17 protein-coding genes and 2 tRNA genes are annotated in these 19,854 nt (G+C 43.8%); all 19 read left to right on the forward strand.

The annotated features are described in order from the left end of the window. Positions 1–11: 11 nt before the first annotated feature. The 19 genes from PHV44_04340 to PHV44_04430 all read left to right on the forward strand — a co-directional run bounded on the left by PHV44_04340 (position 12) and on the right by PHV44_04430 (position 19,840). Entirely contained in the window at positions 12–1,766 is a 1,755-nt protein-coding gene (locus PHV44_04340; protein MDD5592511.1) for a V-type ATP synthase subunit A, read from the forward strand. Further along, positions 1,759–3,066: a V-type ATP synthase subunit B gene (locus PHV44_04345; protein ID MDD5592512.1), complete on the forward strand. Its 1,308-nt coding sequence runs from the start codon at positions 1,759–1,761 to the stop codon at positions 3,064–3,066. The genes PHV44_04340 and PHV44_04345 overlap by 8 nt, the downstream gene beginning before the upstream one ends. Positions 3,067–3,110: 44 nt before the next feature. Continuing rightward, positions 3,111–3,728, forward strand: coding sequence for a V-type ATP synthase subunit D (locus PHV44_04350; GenBank protein MDD5592513.1), 618 nt, complete (start codon positions 3,111–3,113; stop codon positions 3,726–3,728). Positions 3,729–3,796: 68 nt separating this feature from the next. Beyond that, positions 3,797–5,548, forward strand: a complete 1,752-nt coding sequence (locus PHV44_04355) for a hypothetical protein (protein ID MDD5592514.1) — start codon at positions 3,797–3,799, stop codon at positions 5,546–5,548. Between the two features lie 9 nt (positions 5,549–5,557). After that, entirely contained in the window at positions 5,558–6,007 is a 450-nt protein-coding gene (locus PHV44_04360; protein MDD5592515.1) for a V-type ATP synthase subunit K, read from the forward strand. A 33-nt stretch (positions 6,008–6,040) separates the two neighbouring features. After that, positions 6,041–6,117, forward strand: a tRNA-Val gene (locus PHV44_04365). An 11-nt stretch (positions 6,118–6,128) separates the two neighbouring features. Then, complete coding sequence (locus PHV44_04370) at positions 6,129–7,100, forward strand: LAGLIDADG family homing endonuclease (GenBank protein ID MDD5592516.1); 972 nt, start codon at positions 6,129–6,131, stop codon at positions 7,098–7,100. After that, positions 7,081–7,156: transfer RNA gene (locus PHV44_04375), tRNA-Asp, on the forward strand. The genes PHV44_04370 and PHV44_04375 overlap by 20 nt, the downstream gene beginning before the upstream one ends. 490 nt (positions 7,157–7,646) lie before the next feature. Then, positions 7,647–8,222, forward strand: a complete 576-nt coding sequence (locus PHV44_04380) for a peptidoglycan-binding protein (protein MDD5592517.1) — start codon at positions 7,647–7,649, stop codon at positions 8,220–8,222. Positions 8,223–8,225: 3 nt separating this feature from the next. Further along, positions 8,226–9,044: a hypothetical protein gene (locus PHV44_04385; protein MDD5592518.1), complete on the forward strand. Its 819-nt coding sequence runs from the start codon at positions 8,226–8,228 to the stop codon at positions 9,042–9,044. Continuing rightward, a complete protein-coding gene (locus PHV44_04390) occupies positions 9,029–9,412 on the forward strand; it encodes a peptidoglycan-binding domain-containing protein (GenBank protein ID MDD5592519.1) in 384 nt (127 codons plus the stop codon). The genes PHV44_04385 and PHV44_04390 overlap by 16 nt, the downstream gene beginning before the upstream one ends. A 3-nt stretch (positions 9,413–9,415) precedes the next feature. Beyond that, on the forward strand, positions 9,416–10,342 hold the full coding sequence (locus PHV44_04395) for a class A beta-lactamase-related serine hydrolase (GenBank protein ID MDD5592520.1): 927 nt from the start codon (positions 9,416–9,418) through the stop codon (positions 10,340–10,342). Between the two features lie 302 nt (positions 10,343–10,644). Continuing rightward, positions 10,645–11,028 (forward strand): OmpA family protein, encoded by a 384-nt coding sequence (locus PHV44_04400; protein MDD5592521.1) that lies wholly within the window; start codon positions 10,645–10,647, stop codon positions 11,026–11,028. A 17-nt stretch (positions 11,029–11,045) separates the two neighbouring features. Next, a complete protein-coding gene (locus PHV44_04405; GenBank protein MDD5592522.1) occupies positions 11,046–12,110 on the forward strand; it encodes a mechanosensitive ion channel family protein in 1,065 nt (354 codons plus the stop codon). A gap of 42 nt (positions 12,111–12,152) precedes the next feature. Continuing rightward, positions 12,153–13,847 (forward strand): alpha-glucan family phosphorylase, encoded by a 1,695-nt coding sequence (gene glgP, locus PHV44_04410; protein MDD5592523.1) that lies wholly within the window; start codon positions 12,153–12,155, stop codon positions 13,845–13,847. 27 nt (positions 13,848–13,874) lie between these two features. Further along, the gene (pyk, locus tag PHV44_04415) at positions 13,875–14,888 is read left to right on the forward strand and encodes a pyruvate kinase (GenBank protein ID MDD5592524.1); all 1,014 of its coding nucleotides are present in this window, start codon (positions 13,875–13,877) and stop codon (positions 14,886–14,888) included. Between the two features lie 13 nt (positions 14,889–14,901). Next, positions 14,902–17,643, forward strand: coding sequence for a cation-transporting P-type ATPase (locus PHV44_04420; GenBank protein MDD5592525.1), 2,742 nt, complete (start codon positions 14,902–14,904; stop codon positions 17,641–17,643). 70 nt (positions 17,644–17,713) lie between these two features. Continuing rightward, complete coding sequence (locus PHV44_04425; GenBank protein ID MDD5592526.1) at positions 17,714–18,574, forward strand: mechanosensitive ion channel; 861 nt, start codon at positions 17,714–17,716, stop codon at positions 18,572–18,574. 33 nt (positions 18,575–18,607) lie between these two features. After that, complete coding sequence (locus PHV44_04430; GenBank protein MDD5592527.1) at positions 18,608–19,840, forward strand: aromatic amino acid transport family protein; 1,233 nt, start codon at positions 18,608–18,610, stop codon at positions 19,838–19,840. Positions 19,841–19,854: the final 14 nt, after the last annotated feature.

Genomic DNA, 19,854 nt, shown 5'->3' on the forward strand with positions numbered 1-19,854 from the left:
AGAGGTTTTAGATGCCGCAAAAAAGAACAGGTTATATTAAAAGGATTAATGCCAACATGGTTACCGTCGGGTTTGATACCTTTGTCATCCAGAATGAGGTCGCTTATATCATCCACGGCGAGGAACGCCTTAAGTCAGAGGTAATCCGCGTGCGGCAGAAGAACGCGGAATTGCAGGTTTACGAAAGCACCTCGGGCCTTAAGGTCGGGGATAAAGTTGAATTTACCGAAGAGTTGCTTTCTGTCCAGCTTGGGCCAGGGCTCCTGGGCCAGATTTTTGACGGCCTGCAGAATCCCCTGCCGCTTTTAGCCGAAAAGTGCGGTTTCTTTTTACAGCGCGGGGTCTATATAAAGGCTTTGCCTGAAGAGAACAAGTGGCAATTTACTCCCCTGGTTAAACCCGGGGATAAAATCCTGGCCGGAGCGAAAATCGGCTTTGTGCCGGAGAAGATTTTTAAACATTATATTATGGCGCCGTTTAGCCTGCGGGGGATTTTAGAAGTAACGCAGGTTGCAGGGGCAGGCGATTATAATTTAGAAGAGCCGGTGGCGAAGCTAAAGGATGAGGACGGTAAAGAGATAGATATTTTTCTTTCGCAGAATTGGCCGGTAAAGATTCCCATTCCCGCATATGCTGAAAAATTAAAGCCTCAAGAGCCTTTAGTAACCAGGATGCGCTTAATAGATTCCTTATTTCCGGTTGCGCGGGGAGGCACCTATTGCATACCCGGGCCATTTGGCTCCGGAAAGACGGTCTTACAACAGTTAACCAGCCGCCACGCCGAGGTAGATATTGTGATTATCGCCGCCTGTGGTGAGCGCGCCGGAGAAGTAGTGGAGACGCTTAAAACCTTTCCCGAATTAATTGATCCTCAGACCGGAAAACCCTTGAGTGAGCGCACAGTGATTATCTGTAACACCAGCTCCATGCCGGTTGCCGCGAGAGAATCCAGCGTTTATACGGCGGTTACCATTGCGGAATATTACCGCCAGATGGGTTTAAATGTTTTACTCTTGGCGGATTCTACGTCGAGGTGGGCGCAGGCCATGCGCGAGATGTCCGGCCGGCTGGAAGAGATACCCGGGGAAGAGGCCTTCCCCGCTTATTTAGAGTCGCGCATCGCCTCTTTCTACGAGCGCGCAGGCGTGGTCAGACTCCTTGACGGCAGTATCGGTTCGGTAACTATCGGCGGGACAGTCAGCCCAGCCGGAGGAAATTTCGAGGAGCCGGTAACCCAGGCCACATTAAAAGTCGTCGGCGCGTTTCACGGATTATCGCGCGAGCGCTCAGACGCCAGGAGATACCCGGCAATTGACCCCTTAATCAGCTGGAGTAAATACAAGGGCTTTATTGAGGAAAAACAGGAAGAAAGAGGCCATGAGATTCTGCGCAAGTGCCATGATGTCGCCCAGATGATGAAGGTTATCGGCGAAGAGGGGGCATCGCTTCCTGACTACGTAGATTATTTAAAGGGTGAATTCTTTGATTTTGTCTACCTGCAGCAGAATGCCTTTGACAAGGTTGATGAGGCAACCGCAAAAGATAGGCAAACCTACGTATTTAATTTTATTTATAATATTTTAGAAACAGATTTTTCTTTTTCTGATAAAGCAGATGCCCTGCATTTCTTCCAGAAGCTGCGCCAGGTTTTTAAAGGATGGAACTCAAGCGCTTGGGCTAGCGAGGAATTCAAGGGTACAGAACAAGAAATATCTGCATTATTATCAGAAAAGATTTCCGGCAAAGAGGAAGAGGCGGATGCATAAAGTATATACCAATATTATTCAAATTGCAGGGGATGTGATCACCGTAGAAGCCGAAGGCATCGGATATTTAGAGATCGCCGAAGTTTCTACCAAACAAGGCAAATCCCTGGCGCAGGTTATCCGCATTGACGAGCAGAAAGTTTCTTTGCAGGTCTTTGCCGGGAGCAAAGGGGTTTCTACCGGCGATGAGGTCAGGTTCCTGGGGCATACTATGCGTGTGGCAAGCGGCGATAATCTTTTGGGCCGCGTATTTAACGGAAGCGGCCTGCCTTTAGATAAGGGGCCGCAATTATCCGATAATCTGATTGAAATCGGAAAGCCCTCGGTAAACCCGGCAAAGAGGATTATCCCCAATAAAATGATCCGCACCGGCCTTCCGATGATAGACGTTTTTAATTCTCTGGTTGAGTCACAGAAATTGCCGGTCTTCTCCATCGCCGGGGAGCCTTACAATGAGCTCTTAGCGAGGATCGCCATTCAGGCAGAGGTGGATATCATTATTTTAGGGGGGATGGGCTTAAAATACGACGATTACCTCTTCTTCAGGGATATACTTGAAGAAAAGGGCGCGCTTACGCGTTCCATCCTCTTTATCCATACTGCCTCTGACCCCGTAGTTGAATGCCTGCTTGTGCCTGACATCAGCCTGGCGGTTGCCGAGCAATTTGCGCTGGAAGGAAAACGTGTTTTAGTTTTATTGACGGATATGACTAATTTTTCCGATGCCTTAAAAGAAATATCCATTACCATGGAACAGGTCCCTTCAAACCGCGGGTATCCCGGAGACCTTTATTCGCAGCTGGCCAGCCGCTATGAAAAGGCAGTGGATTTTGAGGGCGCAGGCTCAATTACTATTCTCGCCGCCACTACCATGCCCGGAGACGACGTCACTCATCCTGTCCCGGATAATACCGGCTACATTACCGAAGGACAGTTTTATTTAAAAGGAGGCGTGATTGAACCTTTTGGTTCCTTAAGCCGGCTTAAGCAGCAGGTAAACGGCAAGACCCGCGACGACCACCGCACAATTATGGATACGATGATCCAGCTCTTTGCGAATTACCGCGAAACCGTTGAGAAACAGGCCATGGGTTTTCAGATGAGTTCATGGGATAAAAAACTCCTGCATTATGGAAAACTTTTTGAAGAGAAGATGATGTCCTTGAAAGTAAATATACCCCTGGAAAAGGCCCTGGACCTGGGATGGGAGATACTGGCTGAGTGTTTTAACCCCGAAGAGACAGGAATCAGAAAAGCGATAATTGAAAAATACTGGCCAAAACAGGGACTGTCCCCGTAGATAGCTAATCCAAAGGATACCTAGGGGACTGTCCCTGAAAGAATATGTCCAAGATAAAACTCACCAAAGGCGGGTTAAAACGTCAGCGGGATGCCTTAAGGCAATATGAAAGATACCTGCCGACGTTGCAGCTTAAAAAACAGCAGCTGCAGCTTGAGATTTTACAGCAGATAAATTTGCTTTCGGAAAAAAGAGAAGCCGAGAAAAGGAAAAAAGAAGCGGCAAAGGCCTGGGCAGGATTATTAACAGATCCACTAGTAAATATCAAGGAGTGGTTTATCCCCGCTAATATAATTACCGGTGCAAAAAATGTGGCTGGGGTAGATTTACCCCTATTTGAGCGCGCAGAGTTTAAGGAAGCAGAATACGACTTATTCATTACTCCGCTTTGGGTCGATTTTGCTATTGAGGCATTGAGAGGAATCGTGTCTTTAGAAAAAGAGATTCAGGTTATGGAGAAAGGCATCGCAATCTTAAAACAGGAACTGCGCATTACCACGCAAAGGGTCAATCTTTTTGAGAAGGTGAAGATTCCTGAGGCTATTGAGGCCATCCGCCTGATTAAGATTTACATCGGCGACCAGATGGCTAACGCGGTCGGCCGCAGTAAGATTGCTAAAAGAAAGATAGAAGAGTTCACAGAAGCGCCCCTCGCAGCCTGAAGAAAAATAATAACTGCTCGGGGTCAATTTTCTGATAGTTAAGAGAGAAAAAATCGATGATTGTCCCGATGAAAAAAGCCGCCATAATTATGCAGCAAAAGGATGCCGAAGAAGGCATTATGGCCTTGCGTTCTTTAGGCGTAATGCACGTAGAGCATCAGCAGGTGCCTAAAGGTAAAGATATCAGCCTCCTGGAAGAGGATTTGGCATTGGCGAATGAGGCGCTGGGAATTATTTCAGAAGCAGGATCCCTTGAAAAAAAACGACCCCGGGAAAAAGAAAAAGTTTTTGTTGATTGGAGGCAGACAGCCAGCCACATCATTGATTTATGGAAGAGGCTGGACCATCTGCAGGAATACTCAAAGGTCCTTACGCAACAGATAGGCGAATGGCAGGCCTGGGGCGATTTTGATCCGTCGGCAATAGCAGGCTTAGCAGAAAAGAATGTTTATGTAAAACTCTATAGGATACCGAGAAAAGAATTACAGGGATTGCCTGTGGATGCAATTGTAGAGGAGATAACCTCTAAATCCGGAATGGTTTATTGCGCCGTAATCTCGCAAAAAAACATAGATATAGGGTTTAAAGAATTACAACTTCCCAGGCTTAGCCTTGGCTCAATGCAAAAACGGCTGACGGAAGACGCAAATATAATAAATGAAATTAAATTAAAACTGGATGAATACGGGTTTTACCGGGAAGAATTGTTAATAATAAAGCGATCCTTGGAAAGAGAGTTGGAATTCCATGAGGCCGTAAGCGGCATGGCGGAGACGATAGATTTAACGTATTTAGTGGGTTATGCCCCGGATGAAAATGAAGAGCAACTTATGGATTTAGCGAAAAAAGAAGGGTGGGGGATTCTTATTGGCGAACCTTCAGCCGAAGACAACGTCCCGGTTTTATTGCGTAACCCGAAATGGATTTCTCTCATCAATCCGGTTTTCAAATTAATGGAAGTGGTCCCGGGTTACCGCGAGCTGGATGTCAGCCCCTTATTTTTATTATTTTTATCCCTCTTTTTCGGAATGATTATTGGAGATGCCGGCTACGGGGCGGTATATTGCGCGCTTACTTTTTTAGCCCAACGTAAATACGCCAATAAAGTAAAAGATAAAAGGGTCTTCTTTTTATTTTATCTGTTCAGCTCCTGCGCTATTGCGTGGGGCCTATTAACCGGAACGGTTTTTGGCCAGCAATGGTATCTCGCCCAGGGCTTTCCAGCTCTGGCGCCGGCTTTAAATAATACTAAGTTTCTTATGTCTTTTTGCTTTTTGCTGGGGGCTGTGCAATTAAGCCTGGCGCACGTATGGCGGGCTTGTAAAAAATTTCCGTCGTTAACAGCGCTGGCAGATATCGGCTTTATTTGTTTATTGTGGGTAGGTTTTCTTCTGGCAAAGATGTTTATCCTGGGAGACCCCTTTCCGGTTGCCGGTAAATGGTTAGCTTTGGCAGGAGTTACATTAATCATATTTTTTGTCAGCCCGCAGAAAAATATCTTCAAGGCAATAGGCGAAGGGTTGGGGACGTTAGCGCTTGGCGCGGTGGGTAATTTCTCAGATGTAGTTTCTTACATCCGCCTTTTCGCGGTAGGGTTAGCCGGCGTGGCAGTGGCTGATTCCGTCAATATGCTTGCTGCCGGCGCAGGCGTAAACATTGCGGCACGGATAATTATTCTCTTTATCGGCCATACGATAAATATTATACTGGGGCCGATATCGGTGCTGGTACACGGTGTGAGGCTGAATGTCCTGGAATTTTCCTTATTGCACGGCAATGTTACCTGGAGCGGCCTGGCATATAAACCATTAAAGGAATAAGGAGGCAATATGGAGAACAACCTGTTAATGCAATTTAAGGATTTAGGCGCAATTGCGGTTTTAGCGCTGGCTGCCTTAGGTTCGGGCGCAGGCGTAGGTATCGCGGGTATGGCGGCAGTAGGGGCATGGAAGAAGAATTTTTCCCAGAATAAGAGCGCCAATTTCCTTTTGGTGGCTTTAGTGGCTGCCCCCTTGACCCAGACTATTTACGGGTTTATTGTAATGAGTAGAATGATGGAGTTAGTGGCAAGAGGCCAATTCCTCTGGGCTATAGGAATTTTTGCGGGTGCGGCCATAGGCCTTTCGGCTTATTGGCAGGGTAAGTGCGCGGCAGCTGCCTGCGACGCCTTGGGTGAAACAGGCAAGGGTTTTGCTAACTATATGACGGTCCTGGGTATGACAGAGACAGTGGCCTTGTTTGTGATGGTCTTTACCCTTGTCGTTTTGGGCAAGTTTTAGTATAATGCCCCGATAAATAAGATTATATTCATCGGGCGGTTAGTTCAGCTGGTTAGAACGTCTCTCTTACACAGAGAAGGTCAGGGGTTCAAGTCCTCTACCGCCCACCAAAATAAAAAATATGCACCTTCTCGAACGTACAAACAGGTTTAAAAGAATAGAGAGAAGATTTGATTCTCCCATTGAAGATTTGCTTTATCAGATGCATTGGCTGGAAGATATGAAGCATAGGGATATTGCCCTAAATTTGCATGCGCCGAGAGCAACAATAACAAGATGGTTTCGCCGTTTGCAGGTGCCAACTCAGAGTTGCCGCAGATTTACTGATATGAATCTAACAAGTTGGCTATATAAAATTGGAAAATTAAAAAAGAAACCCCGCTATAGCGGTCCAGACAAAAGGCTCCAGCGGACAAGACAGGGATTAAATGTAGATTTCTTCAAGAAATGGTCAGTAGAGATGGCTTATGTATTGGGATATTTCGCTGCCGATGGGTGCATGTTTATTAATCCGCGGGGGTCAAAATATATTTCATTTACTTCTTGTGACCGCGAAATCTTGCAGAAAGTCAAGCGGATGTTGGGCTCTGAGCATAAGTTTAGTGTAAAAAATAGGCAGAATAGAAACTGGAAAGATGCTTTTACCTTACAAATTGGTTCCAAAGAGATGTATCAGGATTTAATAAAAAAAGGTTTTATGCCTAAAAAAGCATCTAGATTTAAATTGCCGGCCGTGCCTAAAAAATATATGAGGCACTTTATTAGAGGGTATTTTGATGGTGATGGCAGCGTTACTTATGGGTATTTTAAAAGAAAAGATAGAAATAATAAGATGACTTCATACCTTTTAACTTGTTTATCTTCGGCAAATTTACGTTTTTTAAGGGGAATCTCCAAGGTTTTGAAAGAAAATATAGGTATTAACGGAGGATATATAGATAAAAAAGGTGGCCACCTTGCTTATTCTAAGCTTGACAGCATTAAGTTATTCCAGTATATTTATACAAACGTTAATAAGGGGCAATACTTAGAAAGAAAATATAAGAAGTTTAGGAAGGCATTCGAAATTAATAGGGGCTGTGGCCTAGTCTAGTTCATGGCGTCTCCCTGTCACGGAGAAGATCGCGGGTGCGAATCCCGTCAGCCCCGCTTTTCGTTTCAGTATCAAAAGCCACAATGCATCGTTGTGGCTTTTTGATTGCGCACTCGCCGCCCCTTAAGCCCAATAAGAAACCTCCCCAAAGGGCGGGAGGAGGCAGGGCCGCGTCGAATTGGCTTGATAACGAATTAGCTGCGAGAATTTATTCGGGCAGAAATGATACATAACATATGTAAATAATGCTCTACATTTATAATCTCGCTGATATAATATACCAGCTATAAACTCGTTGCATTTGCTATCGCGTATGGTATAATTGTTTTAAAAGCAATAGTAGATAAGTAAGTGGTCTGGGAATATACAAAAGTATTCCCGGAGGATTTTCGATGGTCGGGCCGCCATCTTGCATGATAATGCGGGATGGCGTTTTTTATTATCTAGGAAGGGAATTTTAAGTATCTACATATGTTTAAGGCATTACTATTTGTTGGTATAGCGTTTATTTTCACGGTTATGTTTGTTACTCCTATACGAAACTATATGAATAATCTTTTCTTGAGAGATAAATCTCAGCTAAAAGAAGAACAGATTATCGGAACGGTTTCAGGATACAGCCCGCGCGTAGAAGAGATACAAAGGATTTTAAAAAACGCTCATTTTGATCCCGGCCCTGCGGATGGAGTAATGGGTAGCCGCACCCGAAAGGCAATCAGGGAATTCCAGGAAGAAAAAGGTTTCTGGCCGAACGGCAGAGTGGATTCGAAAACCTGGCTTGAGTTAAATCGGGAAAAAGAAACGTTTAAGGAAGAAGCAAATGCGCAACCTTTGGCCTTGCTTTCCGAAGAGTATCCCCGTGACGTAAAATCTAAGGAAGAAATTGCAAAAATTAGAGAGCCCCAGGAGAAAATAGCCAAAGTAGCGTTTCCCCAAGACAGAAAAACACAAATTCAAATGGCCTTACAAAAAGCTAATTTTTATAAAGGGAAGATTGACGGGAAAATAGGCCCGCAAACAAAAAAAGCGATCAAGGCATTTCAAAAGGCCAAAGGATTAAGGGCGGACGGTGCCGTAGGCGCTCAAACCTGGGCTGAGCTGAATAAGTATTTGAAAGAGTAAGTGATGCAAAAGGCAATGCTATTTTTGGCGCCATTTTTGCTTTTTTTGACAGATGCAGCCGCGCAAAAGATATCGTTATCCCAGCAGGAGATTCAGCAGATTGGTGCGAGAGTCTTTGAGAACGAATGCGCCTTGAAAGACGAAAACCTGATTACATGGAATGAGGGCGAGGATTTTTTGTCTTTAGGGATCGGGCATTTTATTTGGCATCCAGCGAATGTAAAAGATTCTTTTGAAGGAAGCTTTATAAAATTCCTTGAATATGCAAAAAACTTTGGAGAGCAAATTCCTAGTTGGCTTGATATAACGCCGTTACCGGGGTGTCCATGGGGTTCACGCGACTATTTTTTAAGCGCGCAAAGCGACAGCCGGTTAACAGAATTACGAGAATTTGTGATAAGGACAAAGTCTTTGCAGGCCGCTTTTATTGTGAAGCGCTTAGAGGAGTCTTTGCCTCTTATGCTTAATATAATTCCGGAAAATAGGCGCGAGAAGATAGCTTCGCGGTTTCATCGTATCGCTTCTACGCCTTCAGGAATTTATGCCTTGGCAGACTACGTAAATTTCAAAGGGTTGGGAATAGCGCCAACCGAAAAGTATCAAGGCAAAGGTTGGGGGTTACTTCAAGTTTTAGAGGGGATGAAGGGTAAAAATGAGGCTCCGGATGTTGTCAGAGAATTTGCCCGTTCGGCAAATGCCGTGCTTGAAGATCGTGTAAGAAATTCTCCCTCAGGCCGCAATGAACAGAAATGGCTGCCGGGTTGGAAAAAAAGGGTTAATTCGTATATTAAGCAGGAGGAGGCAATATGTTTACAAGAATGATTTTGCCTGTTTTGTTTGTATTTACCTTAGTTGGATGTGCTACAAACCCGAAGAAGCAGATCACGCAGTCACAGCCGGTAGCGCAAGAATCATATTCCCAGGATTACGACTATGATGATGCCTGGTCATCTGACAGCTATGAAAAGCCGGCAAAGAAAACTTATCCTGAAGCCGCAATACAATTAAGCCCAAAGCAGATTCAGCGGGCATTAAAGAGCGCGGGTTTCTACCAAGGGCCTATTGACGGCAAGATCGGGTCAAAGACTAAAGAGGCCATTATTAAATTTCAGAAAGCAAAAGGCCTTAAGGCTGACGGAATCGTCGGTAAAAGGACGTCTGCGCAATTGAGTAAATATTTATCCCGATAAAAAATGAAAGCAAAGAAAATATTTCTTTTTATAGCAGTGATTTTCTTTTTAAGCTTTGGGGCATATTTTGGCCAGCAGTATTATGCAAAATTCCAAAAAGGCAAACAAGAGTATTTTCTCTATGAAACACAAAAATCTGCATGGCAGGAATTACAGCAACGCGTCAAGGCTGAAATAAGCCAGTTTAAGGGTGATGCCGGGGTAGTTATCAAAGACTTAGAAACCGGTTGGGAATTTTCGTATCAGAAGGCTAAGATGTTTCCCTCCGCGAGCCTGGCTAAGGTTCCCCTTATGGCAACGTGTTTTCTTGCGGTTGACCAAGGGAGATTTAAACTTAAGCGTAATATCGCGCTTAAATCAGCCGATAAACTTACGGGATCCGGGGTCTTGAAAGATATGCCTGCAGGTGCCATCTTTACTGTAGAGAGGCTCATCGGCCTTATGATTTATGACAGCGATAATACCGCTGCTAATATCCTTACAAACCTAATTGGCATTGATTACCTGAATAACGCGTTTAAGGATTTTGGGCTAAAGAATACGGATTTATCCAGAAAGATCGCCGATTACCAATCGCGGGATGAAGGTATTGAGAATTACACAACAGCTGAAGATATGGCTTTATTATTAGAAAAAATGTACCGCAGGGTCATCGGGAATAAAAACGTTTCGGATCAGTGCATAAATGTATTGAAATTGACACGTATGAATGACCGTATTCCTAAGTATTTACCACCCGAGATAACCGTTGCGCATAAGACCGGCCTTGAGCGAGGCGTCTGCCATGATGCGGGCATAGTATTTACCCGTAAAGGCGATTTTATTATTGCGGTGTTGACAAAGCATCTAAATTCAAACAGCGCGCCTTCCAAAGAGTTTATCGCAAAGGTTTCATTATACGCTTATAAATATTTTGAGCAGTTACCGTAAATGGAGGTAATGATGAAAACAAAATTTGCGCTGGTAGTATTTGCCATAGCGGCATTTTCATCATCGGGCTGCGCCTTCATTGAGAAAGCCCGCAGGGCGATGAGCTGGAAGCGGAAAATGCTAATTTAAGGTACAGGGTAACTCAACTACAGAAAGAAAAAACAAAAGAAGTGCAAAAGGTGTCCGGAGAAAAGGATAAAGAGCTTTCAGAGCTCGAACGGGCAAAAAGGGAGCTTGAGGAATCCTTAAAGAAAGAAATCGGGGATTACAAAGCAAAGCTCTAGATGACCGGGCGGGGGCCGGTGATAACTTTCTTATCGGAAGTATTTTTTGACTCCGGCAAGGACATAATAAAAGCTGATGGTAAACTTTCGCTTGATAAGGTCGCGGAGGTCTTAAACCGCGATATGCCTAATTCCCAGGTAGCGGTAGAAGGGCATACCGATAATGACCCGATAAAATATTCCGGTTGGAAGTCAAACTGGGAGCTTTCTTCTGGCCGCGCCTTGGCAGTCGTGCATTATCTTATCGGCGAATGTAAGGTTGTGCCGCAGAGATTATCCGCAAACGGCTATGGCGAATATCACCCGGTAGCGCCTAATGATACGCCGCAGGATAAACAGAAAAACAGGCGGGTAGAAATCGTTATTCTGCCTTCTCAAGTAAGCAAGGTGAAGGCGCGCTAAAAAAGGAGAGGGGTAATATGTATGCGCAAGCCCAAATAGTTTTGAATTACATAGTTTTCGGCAATACTATTTTCAGGTATTTGGTTGCTGCTTTTATATTTGCAGCCGGTATGCTAACTATCAAATTAATCATCCGCAAAGCCATACAGCGCTTAAAAAAGCTTGCCGAAAGAACAACCTCTACATTCGATAATTTTTTGGTTAATTTGCTGGAAACTATTATATTGCCTTTATTGCATTTGGTGGCTGTATATCTTACGCTAAAGACCTTGGTCTTCCCCGAACTTTGGGAAAAAGCGTTTAATTATATTATTTTAGGGGTGGTTGTTTTTTTTGCGGTAAGAACAGCGATTGCGTTCATCGGTTATGGATTTAAAGCGTACCTGAAGAAACAAGGCCAAGATGCCGCATTAGAAAAAAGTCTTTCGGGAATAATGGCCGTGGTGAAGCTGGTTGTCTGGGCCGGCGCGGCTATCTTCTTTTTGGATAATCTCGGATTTAAGGTTTCTGCGGTGATTACCGGGTTAGGCATAGGCGGCGTTGCTGTTGCGCTTGCTGCGCAAACTGTCCTTAAGGACCTCTTCAGTTATTTTTGCATCCTTTTTGACCATCCCTTCAAAGTCGGGGACTTTGTTATTATAGGCGATTTTATGGGCACTATCGAGCACATCGGGATAAAGACCACGCGCATACGTAGCTTAGGAGGGGAGATGCTGATTTTTTCCAATTCCGATCTTACCGATTCGCGCCTGCGCAATTACAAATTAATGGAAAAGCGCCGTGTGGTATTTAAAATAGGAGTGGTGTACCAAACGCCGCTTAGGCAGTTAAAGGAAATACCGGAAATGATCAAAGGCATTATTGCCAGCATTGACGATACGTTTTTTGACCGGGCGCATTTTCTTTCTTTCGGCGATTACAGCCTTATATTTGAAATCGTGTATTACGTTATCGGCGGCGATTATAACAAATATATGGATACCCAGCAGCAGATTAATTTTGCCCTAACAGAGGAATTTGAAAAACGGGGCATAGAATTTGCTTATCCTACGCAAACGCTGTATACGTATAAAGCATCCTGATGGCCTAATGTATACGGGGCTGCCGATTTGAGATAAAAAAAGATGAATAAACAAGACTTAGATAAAAGAAAGATTGCATATTTTACTATGGAGATAGGCCTTGATTCTAAAATGCCCACCTATAGCGGCGGATTAGGGGTTCTGGCAGGAGATACTATAAAATCCTGCGCGGATTTAGGCGTGCCGCTTATCGCCGTAACCCTGCTTAACGAAAAAGGTTATTTTGCGCAAAAACTGGACGCAGAAGGCGCCCAAGCAGAGGTTCCTGTGGACTGGCCGAAAGAGGAGTTTTTAACTCTTTTACCGGCACAAGTAAGCGTAAATATTGAAACAAGAGAAGTGAAAATCCGGATTTGGGAATATATAGTGAAGGGGATTACCGGCACCACCGTGCCTGTTTATTTTCTGGATACTAACTTACTGGAAAATGCCGGATACGACCGCACCCTCACCAGTTTTCTTTACGGAGGCGACCAGCGGTATCGCCTTTGCCAGGAAATAATCCTTGGCATAGGGGGCGTGAGGGCAATCGAAGCCATTGGCTATCAAAATATCGGAAAATACCATATGAACGAAGGCCATGCCAGCCTCTTGGCTCTGGAATTATTAGAGAGGACAAAAAAAGACGGCGAAGAAGACATTTATAAGAAATATGACCTTGAGTCTGTAAGAAATAAATGCATCTTCACCACGCATACTCCTGTAGCTGCCGGGCATGACCGTTTTCCTCTTGATTTTGTAAAAAGAGCCTTGCGCAGCAACTTGCCTTTTGAAATGCCTGGTATATTTATCCGGGATAATGAAATGAATATGACCCTGATTGCTTTGAATTTGAGTAAATATGTTAATGGAGTAGCCAAGAAACATGGCGAGGTTACCCGAGAGATGTTTCCCGGTTATACCATAGATTCTATTACCAACGGCATTCATTTGTTAACCTGGGTGGCTACTGCGTTCAAAAGGCTTTACGATAAATATATTCCCGGCTGGCAATCAGATTATTTTTCCTTGCGTTACGCCCTGAGTATCCCCAAAGAGGAAATATTACAGGCGCACAGGGAGGCAAAGAGAGAACTCATTGATTATGTAAATAGCCAAACAGGCATTGGGATGGACTATGATACCTTTACTATAGGTTTTGCCCGGCGCGCTACGCCTTACAAGAGGGCCGGTCTTTTATTAAGCGATATAAAGCGGTTGGTTGAGATTAATGATAAAGTAGGCAGGATACAAATCATTTATGCGGGCAAGGCGCATCCTAAGGATGGCGGAGGAAAAGAGTTGATAAAAAATATATTTTCAAGGATTAAAGAATTAAGCCCGGAAATTAAAATTGCATACTTAGAGAATTACGATATGGCGCAAGGAAGATTAATCACCAGCGGCGTTGACCTCTGGCTGAATAATCCCCTTCCGCCGCAGGAGGCCTCCGGAACCAGCGGGATGAAGGCCTGCCTTAACGGCGTGCCGAATTTAAGTATTTTAGACGGATGGTGGATAGAAGGGTGTATTGAAAACGTCACCGGCTGGGCAATCGGCTCGGCACAAAAGCAGAATACGGATAGCGCTCAAGATGCTGATGATTTATATCAGAAATTAGAAAAAGTGATTATTCCGATGTTCTACAAAGAGAAAGATAAATGGCTTGGAGTTATGCGCCACGCCATAGCGCTGAATGCTTCATTTTTTAATACTCAAAGAATGGTTCAGGAGTATGTCTTAAATGCTTATTTATAAGTAAGCCAGGCGATATGAAGGGATTCTATGGTTAAGACCAAAATAATCTGTACGCTCGGCCCGGCATCATCAAATGAGGCTATGATTAGGAAAATGATGCTTGCTGGTATGGATGTTGCCCGCTTGAACTTCTCGCACGGTAAACCGCATGATCTGCTTCATAGAATAGGCCTCGTCCGGCTTTTAAACGCGAAATACCGCAGGCGCATAAAGCTTCTCGGTGATCTTCAAGGGCATCGCATAAGAGTAGGCGGACGTATTGCTCCTGTTTTGCTTAAAAAAAGCCGGATAGTATGGCTTACCCAGCAAAATATAAAAGGATCGCATGAAATAATACCTTTTGATTATCATGGCCCGCTACGCAGCATTAAGAATGGCCACCAGATATTTATAGACGACGGAAATATCGCCTTAGAAGTAATTGGCAGGTTTAAAAACAGACTTAAAGCCAAGGTAATAGCCGGCGGCCTGCTGAAAGAGCATAAGGGTGTAAATATCCCGGAGGCAAGGCTTGAATTTGGCGGGATAAGCCGGAAGGATATACAGGATATATTATTCTGTGAAGAGCGCGGCGTGGAATATATCGCGCAGTCATTTGTGCGTACTAAGAATGACATTTCGGATGTAAGAAAATTGCTTAAGCCGGGTTCAAAATGTCAGATTATCGCTAAAATAGAGAACAGAGAAGGCATAAAAAATATCGATGAAATAATCAAGGCTTCGGATGGCATTATGATAGCGCGCGGGGATATGGGGGTATCACTGCCTATCTACGAAATACCTATCGTTCAAAAGATGATCATAAAAAAATGCAACCGCGCGGGGAAATTTGTCATTACCGCTACGCAGATGCTTGAGAGCATGACTGAGAACCTCAGGCCTACCCGCGCTGAGGTAACGGATGTCGCCAATGCCATAATAGACGGCACTGATTTTGTTATGCTTTCGGCGGAATCGGCCGTGGGCAAATACCCGCTTGAAACAATAGTTATGATGAACAATATTATAAAGTTCACGGAAAGAAATTTAAATAATTTATAATAAGAAATAGCATATGGTTAATGAGGCTCTGGACATTACTAAAGAAATCTGGCATTCGTTGGCTGCTGATGAAGTTATCAAGCGGCTTGAAGTAGATATTTCTACCGGCCTATCCTCGGATGAGGTCAAGAAACGCAGGGATCGCTTTGGTTTAAATCAAATTACTCCCAAAAAAGGCACGCCCCTGTGGCTGCGTTTCTTGTTGCAATTTCATCAGCCCCTCATATATATTCTTCTGGTGGCGACGGCGACCACGCTATTCTTAAAAGAATGGGTTGACGCTTCGGTAATTTTCGGCGTCGTTCTTATTAATGCCATCGTTGGCTTTCTACAGGAGGCCAAGGCCTTAAAGGCCCTTGAGGCTCTTTCTCGCTCAATGACCTCTTCCGTTTCCGTATTAAGAGACGGTAAGGAACAGCAAATTTCATCTATTGAATTGGTTCCCGGGGACGTGGTTATGATTGCCTCTGGCGACAAGATTACAGCTGATATGCGCCTTATTTATAGCCGAGACCTGCAAACTAACGAATCGCCTCTTACGGGAGAGTCTGTCCCGGTTGAGAAGCAAATTAAGCCCCTAGATGAGAAAACCGTGTTAGCAGATAGATTAAATATGCTTTACGCCTCTATTTTTGTTACCTATGGCAGGGGGAAGGCTGTCGTTGCTGCCACAGGAGACGCAACTGAGGTCGGACGAATCTCAGAGTTAATCACTACGGCTGAGGATTTAGAAACGCCCCTTACAATTAAAATAGCCCACTTTAGCCGTTACCTTTTATTCGTTATCATGGGTCTGGCTGCACTTACTTTTGTTGTTGGAGTGCTTCGAGGCCAAGCATTTGTAGAAATGTTTATGGCCGCAATCGCACTTGCGGTAGGGGCGATTCCTGAAGGATTGCCTGCGGCTGTAACGATAACCTTAGCTATAGGCGTGGCAAGAATGGCTAAGCGCCGCGCTATAATTCGCAAGCTACCGGCAGTGGAAACGCTTGGCAGTACCGGAGTTATTTGTTCTGATAAAACCGGAACGCTTACTGAAAATCAGATGACCGTGCAAGAGATTTTTAGCGCAGGCCAGATATATCAAGTTTCAGGGGTAGGATATAGTTTTGAGGGCGCTATCCAAGAGTTTTCGCGTAAGTCCGGAGCGATATCTTCCATAGCTCTTAAGGAATGTTTGACAGCAGGCCTATTGTGTAATGATAGCAGGATTGTGGAGCGGCAAGGGCTGTTTCAGGTGGAAGGTGATCCGACAGAGGCGGCCCTTATTGTATCTGCGAATAAAGGAAAGAGCTTATTTCCCGCAGGCATGCCTGTGTTGCCGCGCAAAGACTCTATTCCGTTTGAATCGGAATATCAATACATGGCGACCTTTCATATTTTACCCAACGGGGACGGCATTGTTTATTTAAAAGGTTCGACAGAAAAGATCTTAGCCAAATGCGTTAATCATCTCGATGAAAATGGCGAAATCCGTCCTTTAAAACGCGCCCTTATTGAGCATCAGATTGAAATTATGGCGGCAAAAGGGCTAAGAGTACTTGCTTTTGCTCGTGACAGTATTTCTTCGCAGAAAGATAGTATTGATCATAGCGATATTACTGAATCTTTTACGCTTTTAGGGTTACAGGGGATGATAGATCCTCCGCGCAAGGAAGCGATTGAGGCTGTGCGGCGTTGCCATTCCGCGGGAATCCTTGTTAAGATGATAACTGGGGACCATGTACTGACGGCTAAAGCCATTGCCGGGCAATTAAACCTTAAAAGCCGTCTTGACGCGGAAGAGTCCGTTAAAAGTTTGGTAGCGTTAAGCGGAAGCGAACTTGAAAATATGAATGACGAGGAATTACAGGGATCTGTTGATCGTGTTAGCGTTTTCGCCCGCGTCACTCCGGAGCAAAAGTTGCGGCTTGTCAAAGCGCTTCAGGCAAGAGGGTATATTGTGGCTATGACCGGAGATGGCGTAAACGATGCCCCGGCGCTTAAACAAGCTAATATAGGCGTTGCCATGGGTCGCACAGGCACAGAAGTCGCCAAGGAAGCAGCTGATATGGTCTTGACGGATGATAATTTTGCTTCCATTGAGGCCGCGGTGGAAGAGGGGCGATGCGTCTTTGATAACTTAAGAAAATTTATTGTCTGGACATTGCCGACAAACGCAGGTGAAGCCCTTGCTACTATGGTTGCCATCTTTGGAGGTATTGTGCTTCCCGTTGCGCCGGTTCAATTACTTTGGATAAATATGACTACCGCTCTATGTTTAGGTATGATGTTGGCTTTTGAGTCTAAAGAACCCGATTTGATGCAACAGCCTCCCCGCGACCCTAAAATGCCGATTATGACCGGAGATCTCATTGCGCGGACAATTGTGGTGGGCGTGTTTTTAGCTCTTGGGGTTTTTGGGCTCTTTTTCTATGAAAGAAATAACGGACTAAGCATCGAAGAAGCGCGAACCGCAGCTGTCGGTGTTTTGGTTATAGGAGAGCTCTTTTATCTTTTTAATTGCCGTTCTTTATCGAGGCCTATGTTCGTCCTGGGGGTATTTTCAAACCGTTGGTTAATTTCAGGGGTTTTAATCATGATAGGTTTGCAGATGCTCTTTACCTATTCTCCCGTTATGAATCGGTTTTTTCATAGCGCGCCGATTTCATTGAATGCTTGGGTGCGGATTTTCTTGATTGGTTTATTGATTTACGTTATTATAGAAATTGAAAAATGGGGCCGTAGCCGTTTCTTGAATCGGAAACAGCCATGATTTAATTGGTGTCTGCCCGGATTTTAAAAGTAAAAAATGACAGCGGGTGTTTCCAGAGAAAGGAGAATTTATGTTCGATAAAATTTCACATAATATTAATGTAATCATAAGGCATAACGCTTTTCCTAAGATTCTGGTATCTTTTGTTATCGTTTTGGTTACTGTTATTTTAACTAAAATAGTAGCGGTATCGTTATATCATCTTCAGAGGAGAATTATAGCAAAGTTTAAGAAGGTAGGGATGCCCGGGGCGGCTGCAATTGAGACCAGGATTACAATAATCCGCAGGATTATTGAGACCGGTATCTATTTATTTGCTTTTATTATTTTTCTCCAGCAGTTTCCGGCGATGCGCCATATCGGAACAGCGCTTTTGGCCTCTGCGGGAATTGCGGGGATAGTTATAGGCATGGCAGCCCAGAATACCCTTTCTAATATTATCGGTGGAATCTGTATTTCTTTTGCACAGCCAGTCCGCCTGGATGACGCAGTGATTTTTAGGAATGACTGGGGGTGGGTTGAAGAGATAGCGTTGATGCATACTATTATACGTACTTGGGATAATAGAAGGATAGTCGTCCCCAATAATGTGCTGGTAAATGAAGTAATTGAAAATTGGACTATTAAAGACCCTTCATTATTAGGGGTGATTATGATATATGTAGACTATACGTGCGATGTTGATAAAATAAAAGGATGGGTTAAGGAGATTGTAGCGGTAAGCCAGAATTCAACTTCGGAGAGAATAGGCGTAGTGGAGGTTGTTGATTTCACTGAGAAGTCGATGGCCTTAAGAATATTATGCAAGGCTTCAGATGCAACTAAGGCGTGGGATTTACGTTGCGAAATAAGGGAAAAGTTAATCCGGAAATTCAAACAGGAAGGCCTGCCCTTGCCGCAGATAAGGATTGCCAGAGAAAAAGCTTTATAATTCTTCAGGTACCGGCATGGATTTAAGATTATTATGAACAAAAAAATGCCTTTTTCTCTTATGGTAATGGTTATTTTCTTTATGACCGGTAGCCTTATAGGGGCCGGGATTTTAGGGCTTCCTATTAAAACAGGAATGGCTGGCTTATTTCCCTCTTTAATAGGAACGCTGGTTATAAGCTTCGCTATGTTTATAACTGCCCTTATCTTAATGCAAGAGGCGGTAAAGACACGCCGGGAGACATTCCATTATCCCAGCATGTACCAGCAATATTTTGGTTCCGCAGGGAAATGGGCAGCTACTATAGCCAACCTGATTATACTCTATGGTTCGCTTGTAGTATATCTTTCCGGGGCAACCGCGATTATTATCAGGATTGCAAATATCCATATTCCCAGAGAGCTAATTATATTATTATTCTTTCTCCCTTTAACAGCGGTTACTATAGCTAATCCAAGAAGGCTCCTTAGGTTTAATGCCTTGTTCGTCGTATTATTAATAGTTTCTTTTATAGTGATTGTCTTAATGGGGGAGCAATTTATAAACACACAACGATTTACGCGTTCAGACTGGGGAATGCTTCCTTCTGCTCTGCCTATTATTGTGATGGCGGCTTATTTTCATAACGTTATACCTACTGCTTCAAAACAGCTGGGTTGGAATATTAAATGGATATTTATAGCAATACTCGTTACAACTATTATTGGTTTAGTTATGAATTCATTGTGGATTCAGGTAGGTATCGGAACCCTGCCATTATTAGGTAATAACGGCATCATCCATGCGTTAAATAATAATTTACCCGCAACTGTGCCTTTGGGGCAGGCAATAAAAACTCCTTTATTTGTCCCTTTTTCGCTTCTTTTTGCCTTCCTGGCAATTATTACCTCATATTTGTCTTTCGGGAATGCTACATTAGATTTTATCGATGACCTTATGATAAATTACTTTAAAGTAAAAAATAAAGCTCTGGCGATAACAGTTGCTTTTTCGCCGCCTTTAGCTATCGCTATTTTTTGCCCCAATATATTCCTTAAGGCGCTTGATTTTGTAGGAGGGATAGGTGTTGTAATACTATTCGGGATTTTACCTTGCATAATCATACTAAAAAATAAGGGTTTTCTTTTAAAACGTTTGCTGCTCATACTGGTTTTGCTTCTATTTATTGCTATCTTATTATTTAAAGTACAGCAAAATTTAAACCTTTCTAAAATCAGGCCGGGAGTAGAATATTGGACTAATTTCAGGTTTTTTTCTCATAAATAAGGAGTGTTATGCAG

This window comes from Candidatus Omnitrophota bacterium, from assembly GCA_028717245.1.
Taxonomy (GTDB): Bacteria; Omnitrophota; Gorgyraeia; order Gygaellales; family Profunditerraquicolaceae; genus JAGUYA01.